Annotated in this window: 13 protein-coding genes; 7 read left to right on the top strand and 6 right to left on the bottom strand. The window is 45.6% G+C overall.

Annotated features, from left to right (window positions below; genetic code table 11):
- Positions 1-14: 14 nt before the first annotated feature.
- From AB4185_RS18520 to AB4185_RS18490, 7 genes are all read left to right on the top strand, one after another.
- Positions 15-1,427: an FAD-dependent oxidoreductase gene (locus AB4185_RS18520; protein WP_372135742.1), complete on the top strand. Its 1,413-nt coding sequence runs from the start codon at positions 15-17 to the stop codon at positions 1,425-1,427.
- A gap of 443 nt (positions 1,428-1,870) precedes the next feature.
- Positions 1,871-2,299 carry a DUF1499 domain-containing protein gene (locus AB4185_RS18515; protein ID WP_017059301.1) on the top strand — a complete coding sequence of 143 codons (429 nt, stop codon included), beginning with the start codon at positions 1,871-1,873 and terminating at the stop codon, positions 2,297-2,299.
- 127 nt (positions 2,300-2,426) lie between these two features.
- On the top strand, positions 2,427-3,122 hold the full coding sequence (gene mtnN, locus AB4185_RS18510) for a 5'-methylthioadenosine/S-adenosylhomocysteine nucleosidase (protein ID WP_017059300.1): 696 nt from the start codon (positions 2,427-2,429) through the stop codon (positions 3,120-3,122).
- Between the two features lie 10 nt (positions 3,123-3,132).
- Positions 3,133-4,092 carry a cobalamin biosynthesis family protein gene (locus AB4185_RS18505; protein ID WP_372135741.1) on the top strand — a complete coding sequence of 320 codons (960 nt, stop codon included), beginning with the start codon at positions 3,133-3,135 and terminating at the stop codon, positions 4,090-4,092.
- A gap of 1 nt (position 4,093) precedes the next feature.
- Entirely contained in the window at positions 4,094-4,963 is an 870-nt protein-coding gene (gene btuF / locus AB4185_RS18500) for a vitamin B12 ABC transporter substrate-binding protein BtuF (protein ID WP_372135740.1), read from the top strand.
- 74 nt (positions 4,964-5,037) lie between these two features.
- A complete protein-coding gene (locus AB4185_RS18495; protein WP_017062893.1) occupies positions 5,038-5,655 on the top strand; it encodes a TRIC cation channel family protein in 618 nt (205 codons plus the stop codon).
- A gap of 204 nt (positions 5,656-5,859) precedes the next feature.
- Complete coding sequence (locus tag AB4185_RS18490) at positions 5,860-6,705, top strand: LysR family transcriptional regulator (RefSeq protein ID WP_372057792.1); 846 nt, start codon at positions 5,860-5,862, stop codon at positions 6,703-6,705.
- Here the strand turns inward: AB4185_RS18490 and AB4185_RS18485 are convergent.
- The 6 genes from AB4185_RS18485 to secA form a co-directional block, all read right to left on the bottom strand.
- Positions 6,656-7,435: a TSUP family transporter gene (locus AB4185_RS18485; RefSeq protein ID WP_372102359.1), complete on the bottom strand. Its 780-nt coding sequence runs from the start codon at positions 7,433-7,435 to the stop codon at positions 6,656-6,658. The two genes, AB4185_RS18490 and AB4185_RS18485, sit on opposite strands and share 50 nt — an antisense overlap.
- A 195-nt stretch (positions 7,436-7,630) precedes the next feature.
- On the bottom strand, positions 7,631-10,861 hold the full coding sequence (gene carB, locus AB4185_RS18480) for a carbamoyl-phosphate synthase large subunit (RefSeq protein ID WP_017059294.1): 3,231 nt from the start codon (positions 10,859-10,861) through the stop codon (positions 7,631-7,633).
- Positions 10,862-10,877: 16 nt separating this feature from the next.
- Entirely contained in the window at positions 10,878-12,032 is a 1,155-nt protein-coding gene (gene carA / locus AB4185_RS18475; RefSeq protein WP_010434758.1) for a glutamine-hydrolyzing carbamoyl-phosphate synthase small subunit, read from the bottom strand.
- Positions 12,033-12,535: 503 nt separating this feature from the next.
- Positions 12,536-13,360 (bottom strand): 4-hydroxy-tetrahydrodipicolinate reductase, encoded by an 825-nt coding sequence (dapB, locus tag AB4185_RS18470; RefSeq protein ID WP_020628676.1) that lies wholly within the window; start codon positions 13,358-13,360, stop codon positions 12,536-12,538.
- A gap of 92 nt (positions 13,361-13,452) precedes the next feature.
- Entirely contained in the window at positions 13,453-13,851 is a 399-nt protein-coding gene (mutT, locus tag AB4185_RS18465) for an 8-oxo-dGTP diphosphatase MutT (protein ID WP_017062897.1), read from the bottom strand.
- Positions 13,852-14,199: 348 nt separating this feature from the next.
- On the bottom strand, positions 14,200-16,926 hold the full coding sequence (gene secA, locus AB4185_RS18460) for a preprotein translocase subunit SecA (RefSeq protein WP_017066234.1): 2,727 nt from the start codon (positions 16,924-16,926) through the stop codon (positions 14,200-14,202).
- Positions 16,927-17,311: the final 385 nt, after the last annotated feature.

The raw sequence follows: 17,311 nt of genomic DNA, 5'->3' as shown, positions 1-17,311 counted from the left end.
GGAAGGAGCCAATAATGAGCCAGAATGTATACCAATTTATTGATGTGAATCGCGTAGACCCAGCGAAGAAACCAATCAAGATACGTAAGATTGAGTTTGTAGAGATCTACGAACCTTTCACTAAACAGCAAGCCAAGGCGCAAGCTGATCGCTGTTTAGACTGTGGTAACCCTTACTGTGAATGGAAGTGTCCAGTCCACAACTACATCCCTCAATGGCTCAAGCTTGCCAATGAAGGGCGCATTATCGAAGCGGCTGAACTGTCTCACCAAACCAACAGCTTGCCTGAGGTTTGCGGACGAGTTTGTCCTCAAGACCGTTTGTGTGAAGGCTCTTGTACCCTCAACGACGATTTCGGCGCAGTAACCATCGGCAACATTGAAAAATACATCAATGACAAAGCGTTCGAGATGGGTTGGAAACCAGACATGTCTCACGTTGAGTGGACTGATAAAAAGGTCGCGATCATCGGTGCGGGGCCAGCAGGTCTAGCGGCGGCTGATATCTTAGTTCGTAATGGCGTAAAAGCCGTTGTGTTTGACCGCTATCCGGAGATCGGTGGCCTACTGACGTTTGGTATTCCATCGTTCAAGCTTGAGAAAGGCATCATGGAAAATCGTCGCCATATCTTTAGCGAGATGGGCGTCGAGTTCCAAATGAATACCGAAGTCGGCAAAGATGTACAACTTCAGCAACTCGTCGATGACTACGACGCTGTTTTCCTTGGTGTCGGCACCTATAAAAACATGCGTGCGGGTTTAGACAACGAAGATGCACCGGGCGTTTATGATGCTCTGCCATTCCTTGTTTCCAATACCTACAAGGTCATGGAACTGGAAAACCCAACCCCATTTATCGATATGCAAGGTAAGAAAGTCGTCGTGCTTGGTGGTGGTGATACGGCGATGGACTGCGTTCGAACCTCTATTCGTCAGAATGCGGCAGATGTGGTGTGTGCTTACCGCCGAGATGAAGCCAACATGCCAGGTTCTCGCCGTGAGGTAAAAAATGCACGTGAAGAGGGGGTGAAGTTCAAGTTCAACCTACAACCTATCGGCTTAGAGCTTAACAGCGCTGGTCATGTGGTTGGTGTGAAATTCGTGAAAACCGCTTTGGGTGAGCCTGATGAAGCAGGCCGTCGTCGTCCAGAACCTGTCGAAGGCAGTGAGCATGTTCTTGAGGCTGATGCCGTAATTATGGCATTTGGTTTCCAACCTCATACGATGGAATGGCTAGAACCTTTCGGTGTCGAGCTCGATCAGTGGGGCCGTATCAAGGCTCCCGGTAAACAAGAGTTTCAATACCAAACCACCAACAGCAAGATATTTGCAGGTGGCGATGCGGTTCGAGGATCTGACTTAGTGGTGACCGCTATCGATGAAGGCCGTAAAGCCGCAGAAGGGATCTTGGACTACCTAGAAGTGTGACCAGGGCGTGTTGATCTTTCGAGCTGATTTTTGCAGCGAGTTGCTGGGCATTTATACAAGGCAGAGGCGTCGATGTGTAGCTAGCCTACATGAGAAGCCGATAACGTAGTAGAAATGACCAGCAAACGCTGCCCGAAGGGTTCGGCTAAAAGCGTTTTACTCTTTGTTGAGGGAGATTTGCTTAGAGTGACTAGGCTACTTCCCCCTCGCCGCGATTAAAACGCTTTTATCTCGAACAAAATTTAACCACGAAAGGTCAACACGCCCTAGTATAAGGTTTCCTTTATTACTCAGGCCGTTACTATAAAAAAGGGATCCAATGATGGATCCTTTTTTGAATTAGATACGTTTATCACAAGCACAACAAAAATACGTAAAACAATCGCAGACAAACCAATGCCGATAACTACAATTATAATTAAAACAACGCCATAGGAAACATTATGAAAAAAGCAGCTCTCCTCTCGCTATCACTTTTAACGTTAACCGCTTGCAGCCAAGGAATCACGGACATGAAAGACAGAACTTCATCACCTTGTGGAGACAAACCAAACTGCGTATCAACTCAAGATGATCGTGAGCAACATGCATTGGCCGCGTTTGAGTTGTCAGATTCAGCGAGCTTAGATGCGATTGAGCAGGTTGCGCTAACCTTACCGGGATCAAAAACCGCGAGTAAAACAGAAGATTATCTGCGTGTTGAATGTACTTCGCGCATCATGCGTTTTGTCGATGACTTAGAACTTAAAATCACGGATGGCAAACTGATCGTGCGTTCAGAGTCTCGTACTGGCCATTCTGATTTTGGCGTAAACCGAAAACGAGCTGAACAACTTCGTGCTAGCTTGAAAAGCGAAGGCCTAATCAAATAGATAAAAGAATACGCAGATAAATCGCTACTATTCGGATGAGAAGTGCCTCTGGGCAGTCGCTCGACACTTCTTATCCATGCTACAATTTCGCTCTACTGTTTAAATATTATTTATTAAGAGACTACACATGAAAATCGGCATCATTGGCGCAATGGAGCAAGAAGTTGCGATCCTAAAAGCAGCAATTTCAGACATTACTGAAGTTAATAAAGGCGGTTGTACCTTTTTCTCTGGTCAGCTAAATGGTGTTGACGTTGTTTTGCTTCAATCTGGCATTGGTAAAGTAGCAGCGGCTGTTGGTACTTCAATCCTACTAAGCGAATACCAACCAGATGCCGTTCTGAACACGGGCTCTGCTGGCGGTTTTGATTCAACACTGAACCTTGGCGATGTGGTTATCTCAACTGAAGTTCGACACCACGATGCAGACGTTACAGCTTTCGGTTACGAAATCGGCCAAATGGCAGGTCAACCTGCAGCGTTCAAAGCTGACGACAAACTGATGGCTGTTGCTGAACAAGCACTAGCACAAATGGAAGACAAGCATGCCGTTCGCGGTCTTATCTGTACTGGCGACGCATTTGTTTGCACAGCAGAACGCCAAGAGTTCATCCGCAAGCACTTCCCATCTGTTGTTGCTGTAGAGATGGAAGCATCGGCTATCGCTCAAGCTTGTCACCAATTCCAAGTACCATTCGTGGTTGTTCGTGCAATCTCTGATGTTGCAGACAAAGAATCACCAATGAGCTTCGAAGAGTTCCTGCCACTAGCAGCGCAAAGCTCTTCTGAAATGGTTATCAAGATGGTTGCCCTACTAAAGTAAGCGACTAGACATGCAAACACTGTTTGATCAGGTATTTGCAAATGGCGTGCTCCTTGTGATGTTGGGAGCACTGCTTTTTCATTTAATTTTACCTATCCCCCATGCCGCACACCCCACGACCTTATGGCATAAGTTTGCTGAGCTTTTAGCAAGCAAGGTTAATAACAATAACAACCACAACTATTCCCAAAGTTTAATCTCAGGCACATTAGCCTGGGGGTTAATGGTACTGCCAACTCTGGTTATTCTATTGGCACTGCAACCATTGGTTTGGCAATCTCAACTATTTGAATTGGCACTGTTATTACTCGCGATTGATTGGCGCAATAATGAAAAGCTGGCTAACCAACTGATCAAAGTACTTGGCCGAGAAGATAAAGCGGCCGCTCGTCAGTTACTGGCTCCGATTGTCAATCGTCAAACCGAATCACTTTCATCACTTGGCCTCGGCAAAGCCGCCACAGAAACCATAATCATGGGTTACGCTCGTAACGTAGTTTGTGTGTTGTTCTGGTACGCCATTGGTGGTGGAATCGCTGCGTTAATGTATCGCCTTGTGGTCGAGTTAGCTCGAGCTTGGTCGCCAAGTCGCAAGCAATTTTCTCCGTTCGGCTCAACGGCGATCAAGATAGTCGCGATTCTCGAATTTATACCGATGCGTTTGTTTGCTTTGATGATCGTATGTGGTGATAAAGCAACGCACACATTTAAGATGATGTTAGTCCAAAGTCGCTCTTGGCCACTACCCGGCCCAGCCTGGTTGATCACGGCTGTTGGCAACAAGCTTGAACTATCATTGGGTGGCCCTGCGATTTACGACAACACTAAAGCCATTCGCGCAAAATTAGGCGGAAGAATCGCACCGTCAGCTCTGCATCTATCTCAGGTTCAGAAACTACTCTTTGGTCGCATCGCTATCTGGATATTTTTACAAAGCCTAGCCTTACTATTTATTCACCAAGGGATTTAGAGTGAAACCTTCAGCACTTGTTACAAGCCTTACTATTTTGTCTTCCAGCTTATGGCTGCCTTTATCATTTGCAGAAGAAGCACCACGGACTCAAGAACAAGTACAGCCGGCTCAACGCGTAGTCAGCCTTGCTCCTCATGCCACTGAACTCGCGTACAGCGCAGGTTTAGGTAACAACCTTGTCGCCGTAAGTGAACGAAGTGATTACCCACCACAAGCCGATAAGCTTGAAAAAGTGGCAAACTATCAAGGTATCAAGGTTGAGAAGATCATCGCACTTCAGCCTGATTTGATTCTTGCGTGGCCAGCGGGAAACCCGCCCAGAGAGCTCGCGAAACTAGAGCAATTTGGTTTTAATATTTACTACTCCAAGACCAAAAGCCTAGACAGTATCGCAACCAATATTGAACAACTGAGCGAATACGCTAGCGATCCAAGCATTGGCGAAAATAACGCTCAGCAATACAGAGAGCAGCTCAACGCGTTGAGACTAGAATACAAAGATGCCGAGCCAGTAAACTACTTCTACCAGCTCAGTGAAAAGCCGATCATCACTGTTGCTCAAGGACACTGGCCAAGTGAGGTGTTTGAGTTTTGTGGTGGCCGCAATATTTTTGAAGACAGCGCCTCGCCATATCCGCAAGTTGGTATTGAACAAGTTGTATTAAGAAAACCGCAAGTGATTTTCACTTCTCAGCACGCGATTGAGAATGGAACCATGTGGCAAACATGGGAAGATGAAGTCCCAGCAGTCGCTCAAAATCAGATTTGGTCCCTCAATTCAGACTGGATTAATCGCCCGACAACGAGAACTTTGAAAGCGATCCAACAAGTGTGCGATTTCTTCGATAGAGCTAGGCAAAATCACTAACTATTTGCTGCGTTTTTTCGTACAATTCGCCACCGACCTGTCCCTACAATTTTAACTATAAGAGCACCAGTATCATGGACTCCATGCTGCTTTATATTATCGATTTATTTGGCACTGCCATCTTTGCCGTCTCAGGCGTATTTGTCGCTGGCCGTCTTAAGATGGATCCCTTTGGCGTCGCCGTTCTAGGCAGTGTAACCGCGATTGGCGGCGGCACAATTCGTGACATGGCATTGGGTGCAACTCCCGTGTTTTGGATCACCGATACCACCTACCTTTGGGTCATCATCATCACCTGTTTGCTGACCATGATTATTGTAAGACGCCCGAAACGTCTGGCTTGGTGGATATTGCCGGTATGTGATGCGATTGGCCTAGCGGTGTTTGTTGGCATTGGTGTAGAAAAAGCACTTATCTATCAAGATTCAGCACTAGTGGCGATCATCATGGGTGTCATCACCGGCTGCGGTGGCGGTATTATCCGCGACGTACTTGCCCGTGAAGTGCCTATGATTCTAAGAAGTGAAGTCTACGCGACCGCTTGTATCATTGGTGGTACTTTCCATACCATGGCGATCAGCATGGGGCACGATTCAGAAACTGCATTTCTGGCCGGCGTGTTCTCAACACTATTGATAAGGCTTGGCGCTATTCGTTGGCATTTATCATTGCCGACCTTCGCCATCAAATAAGCTAACGTTACAAAGTGAAAGGCTCCGTAAAGGAGCCTTTCTTAATTTGAGCTCCCCAACACAATTATTATGCTCTCGCGCTACACGTGCGAGCATAGCTAAAAATACCTAACTTGGTTCAAAGCTTTAGTTTCAAGACTAGAGAATGAATGTTGTTTGAGGTAAGTTGAAAAAATCATTCCCAAATTTCATGAATATAACCCAATGCTACTCGAAGGAATCGAAACTCTACTGGTATTGAGTAAAGCAAAGACCATGAGCCGCACAGGCAGTTTGCTTTATATCAGCCAATCAGCGGTCAGCAAACGGATTGCGAATTTAGAAAAGAAGCTAGGTAAAAAGATCATTGAACCGAGTGGCCGACAGATAAAACTCACGCCAGATGCGATAGCATTAATAGAGAGTATTGGCCCGACATTCAATGAACTTCGCGGGCTTATTTATGAACAGCAAGAGTTGGAAGATACTACTCTCATCACCCTAGACAGCTCTAAGTCTCTGATAGCCGGTTATTTAGGTGAGATGATGGGCCAGTTCATCCAGCAAGATAAGTACATCACCATTACCACCAACCACACGCCGAGAATCATAGAGCGAGTGCAATCTGGTAAGGCGACCTTGGGGTTGTGTGCTGGCTTACTGCCACCGCATCATGGGTTGATGACCTTCCATCTATTTGATGAGCCGTTTTACATAGTGAGTAAGTCACCGCTAACGGAGCTTCCTCCAATGGTCATCACTAACGACATGACCAACCCTGCCAATTCTTATCAACTTTCTGTATTAGAGAAGTTTGGTATCAAACCCTTGATGGAGATGGATGCCTACACCGCAGCGGCTCAACTTGCATTGGGCGGGACTGGGCCAGCGTTAATACCGCTCTCTATCGTAAAAACACTCAATATTGAGCCTCAATATCTGTATAGCTTCACCGAATTAGCAGGCTTGATTCGGCCGATTCATATCTGTGTCAGACCAAATAGTTACCAGTCTCCACGAGTTAAAACACTGATAGAATCCATTGTTGATGCTGTTCCCAAAGCAGTTTAGACGCCATTAGCATCGACATCACGATCACAAAGGGGCGAATCCATTTCTGCCCTTTTGTCACCACCACTTTAGCGCCAAGCTGAGCGCCCATAAATCCACCGACCGCCATCACTAATCCCAACTCCCAAATAGGCAAACCAGCCAAAATAAAGAAAATTAAGGCAGCGATATTCGAGGTAAAGTTAAGTACTTTAGTACGCGCCGTAGCATCGACTAACGAGAAGTGACCAATAGCAACAAAGCAGACGGTGAAGATAGAACCTGTTCCTGGGCCAAAAAAGCCATCATAGAAACCCACGCCGCCACCAATACACAGAGCAAACATGGCCTCAGAGATCTTCTGTTTTCCTTCAGACGCTCTAGTTTGGGGTGCCAACAGGAAATAGAGAGAGATAGCGATAAGCAGCAGTGGGATAACACTGGTCAGTAGGCTCGCATCAATGTGCTGGACTAACTCAGCGCCAATTGCAGAGCCAATAAAGGTACAAAAGATAGCAAGGCGCATCTCTTTGATGCTGACGATACCGTTGCGCACGAAATACCAACTCGCAGAGAAGCTGCCAAATGAGCTTTGGAGTTTGTTAGTTGCCAATGCCTGCGTCGGTGGAACTCCAGCCGCTAGCAATGCAGGTAGAGTCAGTAACCCACCGCCGCCAGCCATTGCATCAATAAAGCCTGCTGCCGTTGCAACAACAAACAAGATAGCCAATATTTCTAGAGTGATTTCCATATACCCAACGCCTTAAAGTCCTGTGTAGCGACAAGTTACCACTCACGGCAGGAGAGCAATAACGAAACACAAGATTCTAACCTATTCCAAATATTCATCATTAAGTTACTGCGGAATAACAGACATAAAAAAGCCCACTCCGAAGAGTGGGCTTTGAGCATTTATATCCGCATATCAGCGATACACTTTAGGCGATTAAGCTTGAGAAGCTTTAACCTGAGCGTGTAGCTCTTGAACTGAAGTTACTGACGTTTTCGCGTCTGCAGTGTGCGCCATACAAGTCGCGAATGCAGCATTTAGCGTAGTCGTGTAGTTAACTTTCTCAGCAAGTGCACCACGACGAAGAACTTTAGAATCTTCAATCGCTTGACGGCCAGCTGCAGTGTTCACGATGTACGTATACTCGTTGTTCTTGATACGGTCAAGAATGTGAGGACGACCTTCGTGTACCTTGTTTACTAGACGTGGGTTGATGCCCGCTTCGCCAAGGATAACCGCAGTACCGTGAGTTGCGTCTAGCTGGTAACCAAGCTTAGATAGTTTAGATGCTAGGTCAACAACACGCTCTTTGTCGCCTTCGCGAACAGAAAGAAGTGCACGACCGCCTTCTGGGTAGATGTTACCACAACCCAATTCAGCTTTAGAGTATGCTTCTGCGAACGTCGCACCAACACCCATAACTTCACCAGTAGAGCGCATTTCTGGGCCTAACAGTGGGTCAACACCAGGGAACTTGTTGAATGGAAGTACAACTTCTTTCACTGAGTAGTAAGGTGGGATGATTTCTTTCGTAAAGCCTTGAGACTCTAGAGATTGACCCGCCATTACACGAGCGGCAATCTTAGCGATTGGCGCACCAGTTGCTTTAGATACGAATGGAACCGTACGTGCTGCACGAGGGTTAACCTCGATTAGGTACACTTCATTGTTCTTAACAGCAAACTGCGTGTTCATCAGACCACGAACACCCAACTCGAACGCTAGCTTTTCAACTTGCTCGCGCATTACGTCTTGGATTTCTTGGCTTAGCGTGTATGCAGGAAGAGAACATGCTGAGTCACCAGAGTGAACACCCGCTTGCTCGATGTGCTCCATAATACCGCCGATTACAACGCGCTCACCGTCACAAATCGCATCTACGTCTACTTCAACAGCGTCATCTAGGAAGCTATCAAGTAGTACTGGAGATTCGTTTGATACGCTAACTGCTTCGTTGAAGTAGCGACGTAGGTCTTGCTCGTCGTATACGATTTCCATCGCACGACCACCAAGTACGTAAGAAGGACGTACAACAAGTGGGAAGCCGATTTCACGAGATTTCTCTACCGCTTGCTCCATTGTTGTTACTGTCGCGTTTTCTGGTTGAAGTAGGCCTAGACGGTCTACAGCAACTTGGAAACGCTCACGGTCTTCTGCACGGTCGATTGCGTCTGGGCTAGTACCGATGATTGGTACGCCAGCAGCTTCAAGAGCACGTGCCAGTTTAAGTGGCGTTTGACCACCGTACTGAACGATAACGCCTTTTGGCTTCTCAACACGAGCGATTGCTAGTACGTCTTCCAGAGTTACTGGTTCGAAGTACAGACGGTCAGACGTATCGTAGTCTGTAGAAACTGTCTCAGGGTTACAGTTAACCATGATAGTTTCGTAGCCATCTTCACGTAGCGCTAGTGATGCGTGTACACAACAGTAGTCAAATTCAATGCCTTGGCCGATACGGTTTGGACCGCCGCCTAGAATCATGATTTTTTCTTTGTCTGTTGGGTTTGCTTCACACTCGTCATCGTAAGATGAGTACATGTAAGCCGTATCTGAAGAGAACTCAGCTGCACACGTATCTACACGCTTGTATACCGGGTGGATATCGTATTGGTCACGTAGACGACGGATTTCGCTTTCCGCTACACCTAGAATCTTAGATAGGCGCGCATCAGCAAAACCTTTACGCTTAAGCTTGTTTAGCTCGTCTTTATTTAGACCAGCAAAGCCTTTCGCTTTAAGTTCTTGCTCTAGCTTAACGATGTCTTCGATTTGAACTAGGAACCAACGGTCGATTTGCGTTAGGTTGAATACACCATCTACCGACATACCAGCACGGAATGCGTCAGCGATGTACCAAATACGCTCTGCGCCAGCTTCTTTAAGTTCGTGACGGATAGTCGTTAGAGCATCTGGTGCGTCTAGGTCTACCATTTCGTCAAAACCAGTCGCGCCAACTTCTAGGCCGCGAAGTGCTTTTTGTAGAGATTCTTGTTGGTTACGGCCGATAGCCATAACTTCACCAACCGACTTCATTTGCGTCGTTAGGCGGTCGTTAGCACCTGCAAACTTCTCGAAGTTAAAACGAGGAATCTTAGTTACTACGTAGTCGATTGTTGGTTCGAATGATGCTGGAGTTGCGCCGCCAGTGATGTCATTCATTAGCTCGTCTAGCGTGAAACCAACAGCCAGTTTCGCTGCAATCTTAGCGATTGGGAAACCTGTTGCTTTAGATGCTAGTGCAGAAGAGCGAGATACACGTGGGTTCATTTCGATGATAACCATACGGCCATCTTTCGGGTTGATACCAAACTGTACGTTTGAACCACCTGTTTCAACACCAATCTCACGCAGTACTGCTAGAGATGCGTTACGCATTAGTTGGTATTCTTTATCTGTCAGCGTTTGAGCTGGAGCCACAGTGATTGAGTCACCTGTGTGAATACCCATTGGGTCGAAGTTTTCAATCGCACATACGATGATGCAGTTGTCGTTTTTGTCACGAACCACTTCCATCTCGTACTCTTTCCAACCGATAAGTGATTCATCGATAAGAAGTTCATTAGTTGGAGATAGATCCAAACCACGACGACAGATTTCTTCAAATTCTTCTTTGTTGTAAGCGATACCGCCACCAGTACCACCCATCGTGAACGATGGACGAATGATACAAGGGAAGCCAACCATGTCTAAAACTTTGTAAGCTTCTTCCATCGTTTTCGCTGTATCAGCAGTTGGACACTCAAGGCCAATTGCTTTCATTGCTTTATCGAAGCGTGAACGGTCTTCTGCTTTATCGATAGCGTCAGCCGTTGCACCAATCATTTCAACACCGAACTCTTCAAGAACGCCGTGCTTTTCTAGGTCTAGAGCACAGTTCAATGCAGTTTGGCCACCCATAGTAGGTAGAACTGCATCAGGCTTCTCTTTAGCGATGATGTTACGCACAACTTCCCATTGGATAGGCTCGATGTAAGTTGCATCTGCCATATCTGGGTCAGTCATGATTGTCGCTGGGTTCGAGTTCACAAGAATAACTCGGTAACCTTCTTCGCGAAGCGCTTTACAAGCTTGAGCACCAGAGTAATCGAACTCACATGCTTGGCCGATAACGATCGGGCCAGCACCTAGAATAAGAATACTTTTAATGTCAGTACGTTTTGGCATTGTCTACTACTCCGAATTACGCTGTGTGCTGTTTGATTAGTTCAATAAAGTGGTCGAATAACGGCGCTGCGTCTTCTGGACCTGGGCTCGCTTCAGGGTGACCTTGGAAGCTGAATGCTGGTTTGTCTGTACGGTGAATACCTTGTAGAGAACCATCAAATAGTGATTTGTGCGTTGCACGTAGTGTCTCTGGAAGGGTTTCTTCGTCAGCAGCAAAGCCGTGGTTTTGCGAAGTAATCATCACAACATCACGATCTAAATCTTTAACCGGGTGGTTTGCACCGTGGTGACCAAACTTCATCTTCACTGTCTTAGCGCCTGACGCAAGAGCAAGAATCTGGTGACCTAGACAGATACCGAAGATTGGTAAGCCTTTTTCTAGGAACACTTTTGTCGCTTCAATTGCGTAAGTACATGGTTCTGGGTCACCAGGGCCGTTTGAAAGGAAAACACCGTCTGGGTTCAGAGCAAGTACTTCTTCAGCTGAAGTCTCAGCAGGAACAACCGTTAGGCGGCAGCCGCGGTCAACAAGCATTCGTAGGATGTTTCGTTTTGCACCGAAGTCATAAGCAACAACGTGGTATGGCAATTCTGAGTCTGCTTTCGCTTCAGGAAGTCCACCCGTAAGCGTCCACGAACCTTGTTTCCATTGATACGCTTCTTTTGTTGTAACTTCTTTCGCAAGGTCCATACCTTTCAGGCCAGGGAATTCTTTTGCTTTAGCAAGAGCTAGAGCTTCGTCTAGGTTTCCATCGTTTACTGAAGAGCCAGCTACGATACAACCGTTCTGTGCGCCTTTTTCACGAAGAATACGCGTCAGCTTACGAGTATCGATATCAGCGATACCAACAACGTTTTGCGACTTAAGGTAATCAGAAAGGGATTGTTCATTACGGAAGTTAGAAGCGATTAGAGGGAGATCGCGAATCACAAGGCCTTGAGCGTGGATTGAAGAAGATTCTTCGTCTTCGGAATTGGTTCCGGTATTGCCAATGTGAGGGTAAGTAAGGGTAACGATTTGTTGAGAATAGGAAGGATCAGTGAGGATTTCTTGGTACCCCGTCATCGAGGTATTAAAAACGACTTCACCAACTGCAGAACCTACAGCGCCAATGGCTTCACCGTGAAATACTGTCCCATCTTCTAGGACGAGTAGTGCTGACTTCTTCAAGACAACCTCCAGAAATAAAAATGCATTAAAATTGATTTAATTTGCAAATCTACCTTCCTGCAACACCAAAAACTGCGTGTTTATGGAAATTAGACAAATTGGCGGTATTTTAGTGATCTGCGTGATACGTGTCAACATTTAACTCAAAAGAAATTAAACATTTGTAAGGACTAATTCAATTTACCCCCTCAAAGCTCCAAAAGTTCAACTTTCATACGCATTTAGCTCGAATATTACGATTTTCTAATTTTCACCCCTCATTTTAGCCAACCATAGAGTGATAAAAATATCAGCAACAAAACGCAATCGATAAATACCAAGAGAAAACATGACAATTTAAAGATCTAAAACAAAAAACATACTAAAGACCACATAAACAGCATAGAAATGGAGTCAAAAAGGCGATAAGAAGAAAGTAGAAGGAAGATCGGAGAAGTGAGATTACTAAGGAAAAGGCACCAAATAAAGAAAGCGCCGGCAATTGCCAGCGCATAAATATCTATTTATAGGTCATTCAAACCAAGCACATCCGTCATGGTATAAAAGCCTGCTGGTTTATCATTTAACCAAACCGCGGCCTTGATTGCGCCATTAGCAAAGGTCATTCGATCAGTGGCTTTATGGGTAATTTCCACTCGTTCACCGATATCAGCAAACATAGCGGTGTGTTCACCAATAATGTCACCGGCACGAATCGTCGCGAAACCAATCTCATCTTTAGTGCGCTCGCCAGTAATACCCTCGCGTGACCATACAGCTACATCGTTCAGCTCGTTGCCCATAGCACCCGCAATAGCTTCGCCCATACCAATCGCAGTACCTGACGGTGCATCGACTTTATGACGGTGATGAGCCTCAACGATCTCGACATCACAGTAATCGCCCATCACTTTAGCGGCCTTCTCTAGCAGCTTAAAGACCAGGTTCACACCAACGCTGTAGTTAGGTGCCATTACGATAGCCATCTCTTTTGAAGCAGCATCAATCACCTGCTTCTCTTCTTCAGAGAAGCCCGTTGTACCGATGATCAGTTTTTTACCGTGACGTTTACAAAGTTCAATATTCGCTAATGTGCTAACAGGGGCAGTAAAATCGACAATCACATCAAACTCTTCGATGGCTTTAGACAAATCATCGACTAAAGCAACATCAAAACGACCTTCACCGCATAACTCGCCGACATCTACGCCGACCAAAGATGACTCTGGACGCTCTGAACCAGCTCCAACACTTGCTTCTGAATTATGATGAGCGGCTTTCACCAAGTTGCGGCCCATGCGGCCCGCTGCTCCTGCAATTGCAATTCTTACCACTGCGAATATCTCCATTGTTTTGGTTACCGTTGCCACTTATCTCTTGCAGCAACGTTCAATCGATTAATCTCTTTAAACTAACAACAATCTCAAACTCAGGCTAGCAATTACGAAAACTCTTTTATTACTCGCTCTAAAATTGGCACATTTGCCTCTGGGAAGGCGTATTGATTCAATGATTCTAGGCTTACCCATTCACCTTGCTGACCTTCTTTACCATAAGGCTGCTCTTCAAAATCAGTCACGAGAATGAAATCGAACTTAAGTGACTTATCCGTGTAATCAAATTCAAGATGCTCAAACAGAGACTGCTCGGTCACCTTGATACCGACCTCTTCATCAAGCTCGCGAGTCATCGCTTGCTCAATAGTTTCGCCCTCTTCAACCTTGCCACCTGGAAATTCCCAGAAGCCACCTTTGTGCTTGTCATCTGGACGCTTAGTGATAAAGACCTGTGACTTATCTTGATTGAAGATAATACCCGCTACGATATGGATTCTTTTCATTGATGGTGTTCCTTAATAAAACGCTGAACTCACATAGTCCCTAAATACGTCATCCTCAAGAAAGAGGAACGACTGAGTTGGGGATCTAAAACTACGCGAGCCTAACTAAACAAGATTCCATACTACGCTCGCTCCTCGCTATAGGGAATGACAACTTCCTTGCGTAACAAAGTAAGCCATGAAATTTACATACAAAAAGAGCCGCCTAAGCGACTCTTTATATTCTATTTGTTAGTTTTATGAAGCTAAGTTGTAGTGTATGAGAGCAAGGCGGTGGCACGGAGCTTACGACTGTAAGTGAGTACCACCAACGCAGCTATCATGCGCTACAGCAACGATTCATTAAACTTACGCGATTTTACCGTGACACTGCTTGTACTTCTTACCGCTACCACATGGGCATGGCTCGTTACGGCCAACTTTACGCTCGTCACGCACTACCGTTTGTGGAGATGCCGCTTCAGCTTCATCGTCAGCTAGCTGGTTTTCAGCTGTTGCATGTTGCGCTTGTGCACGACGCGCCGCTTCTTCAGCTTGAGCTTGACGTTGAGCTTCCATCTTTTCAACTTCTTCTTGTTGCTGAACGCGCACTTTAGAAAGGATGGTAACAACGTCTGTTTTCAGTACATCTAGTAGGCCTTCAAACAGTTCAAACGACTCGCGCTTGTACTCTTGTTTCGGGTTCTTCTGAGCATAACCACGTAAGTGGATACCTTGACGAAGGTGATCCATCGCAGCCAAGTGCTCTTTCCAAAGGCCGTCTAGCGTTTGTAGCATCACAGATTTCTCGAAGTTACGCAGTACTTGAGCACCAACCACTTCTTCTTTCTGTTTGTACGAATCAACCGCCATAGCAAGAATACGCTCACGCAATGCTTCTTCATAAAGCTTGTCGTCTTCGTCTAACCAACCTTGAATATCAAAGTCTAGATCGAAGTCATTCTTCAGACGATCTTGCAGACCCGCGATATCCCACATATCTTCAAGAGACTGAGGTGCGATGTATTCATCAATCACTGATGCCAATACATCTTCACGGTTGTGTTCGATCATCTCGCTGATATCGTCAGAGCTCATCAGTTCATCACGAAGCTCATAAACCACTTTACGTTGGTCATTGGCTACATCATCGTACTCAAGAAGCTGCTTACGAATATCGAAGTTACGACCTTCAACTTTACGTTGTGCTTTTTCAATTGAGCGAGAAAGCATCTTAGATTCGATCGCTTCGCCTTCGTCCATACCACTTTGGATAAGACCAGCCATACGATCCGATGTGAAGATACGTAGCAGAGAATCTTCCATTGATAGGTAGAAACGAGAAGAACCCGCATCACCTTGACGACCAGAACGACCACGTAGCTGGTTGTCGATACGGCGAGATTCATGACGCTCAGTACCAATGATGTGCAGACCACCTGACTCAAGCACTTTATCGTGGATTACTCTCCAGTCAGCTTTGATCTTCTCGATCTGCTCTTTGGTTGGATTCTCTAGCTTCTCAACTTGTGCCTGCCAGCTACCACCTAATACGATATCGGTACCACGACCAGCCATGTTAGTTGCGATAGTTACCGCACTCGGCATACCAGCTTGTGCAACGATCTCTGCTTCCATTTCGTGGAATTTAGCATTTAGAACGCTGTGCTTAATTTTTGCTTTTTTCAGTGCGTTAGACAGTAGTTCAGACTTCTCGATAGAAACCGTACCAACCAATGATGGCTGACCAGCAGCTACACGGTCTTTGATGTCTTCAATGATCGCATTGAACTTGTCTTCTTCGGTACGATAAACCACATCTGGCATATCGTTACGAACCATAGGCTTGTTGGTTGGGATAACCACTGTTTCTAGGCCGTAGATAGACTGAAATTCGAAAGCTTCTGTATCGGCTGTACCTGTCATACCTGACAGTTTTTCGTATAGACGGAAGAAGTTCTGGAATGTAATCGATGCTAGCGTCTGGTTTTCATTCTGAATCTTCACACCTTCTTTAGCTTCAACAGCTTGGTGTAAACCTTCAGACCAACGACGACCTGGCATAGTACGACCAGTATGTTCATCAACGATAACCACTTCGCCTTCTTCAGTAACGATGTAGTCGACGTCTTTCTCAAACAGTACGTGTGCACGCAGCGCTGCATTAACATGGTGCAATAGGCTGATATTAGTTGGAGAGTAAAGCGTGTCACCCTCTTCCATCAGGCCGTTTTTGACCATTAGCTCTTCTACAAATTCTTGACCGTTTTCAGTCAGGTGAACCTGTTTCGATTTCTCGTCCATGGTGTAGTGACCTTCACCACGGTACTCTTCAGAATCTTCTTTATCTTGGCGCTCAAGGTTAGGGATCAACGTGTTAATACGCGTGTAAAGATCTGAACTATCTTCAGCTGGGCCAGAGATAATAAGTGGAGTACGAGCTTCATCGATTAAGATTGAGTCAACCTCATCGACAACAGCAAAGAAGCGCTCACGTTGAACACGATCTTCAGCACGGAAAGCCATGTTGTCACGTAGGTAATCGAAGCCAAACTCGTTGTTTGTTCCGTATAGGATATCCGCTTGGTACGCTTCTTTCTTCTCTGGTGGAGCCATGTTTGGCACGTTTACGCCAACAGTCATACCAAGGAATTCAAATAATGGGCGGTTTGTTTCCGCATCACGCTTCGCTAGGTAGTCGTTCACCGTTACTACGTGAACACCTTTGCTAGGTAGGGCGTTAAGATAAGCTGGTAGGGTTGCTGTAAGAGTCTTACCTTCACCAGTACGCATTTCTGCAATTTGGCCAGCATTTAGAACCATGCCACCAATCATTTGCACGTCAAAGTGACGCATGCCGTAAACACGCTTAGACGCTTCACGTACCGTAGCAAATGCTTCAGGTAGAAGTTGGTCTAGCGATTCACCTTTATCTAAGCGCTCACGAAACTCAACCGTTTTTGCTTTTAGCTCTTCGTCTGAAAGAGCTTCAAACGTTGGTTCGTAGTTATTAATTTCTTTTACAATTTTTCTAAGGCGGCGCAGTGTTCTGTCATTGCGACTGCCAATTACCTTTGTCAGCAGCTTAGTAATCATGTGCTTGGAATCTCTTCGTTCTCAGATCGTCCGCGATCTATTTTAAATGCCGTCAGTGTCTCTACTAGCTATGAACTAGTCTTCAGTTACTAACCAAGGATACTGAGATAAATCTAGTATCTTTGATATTGTACTTGAGAGTAGAGTTTTCAAGGCTTGAGTTAAAATTAATGCCCTTTAGTGTAAGTAATTTTCACATCAACAACCATTTATAACCCCATTTGTTTGATGTGCTTGGAACTTTTCTTTCTAATTGCTGATGGATTAGCCAGACTGCAGCTCATTGGGAGACAACTTTCGGATGTTGACGACACTGTATCTGGAAAATAGATACAAAAAAACCAGGTCAATGACCTGGTTTTCGAAATCTTATATTGCTGTAAAC

It is taken from the genome of Vibrio sp. 10N.286.48.F5 (genome assembly GCF_041469785.1).
Lineage (GTDB): Bacteria > Pseudomonadota > Gammaproteobacteria > Enterobacterales > Vibrionaceae > Vibrio > Vibrio crassostreae_C.
This window is presented reverse-complemented; position numbering and strand designations above follow the sequence as displayed.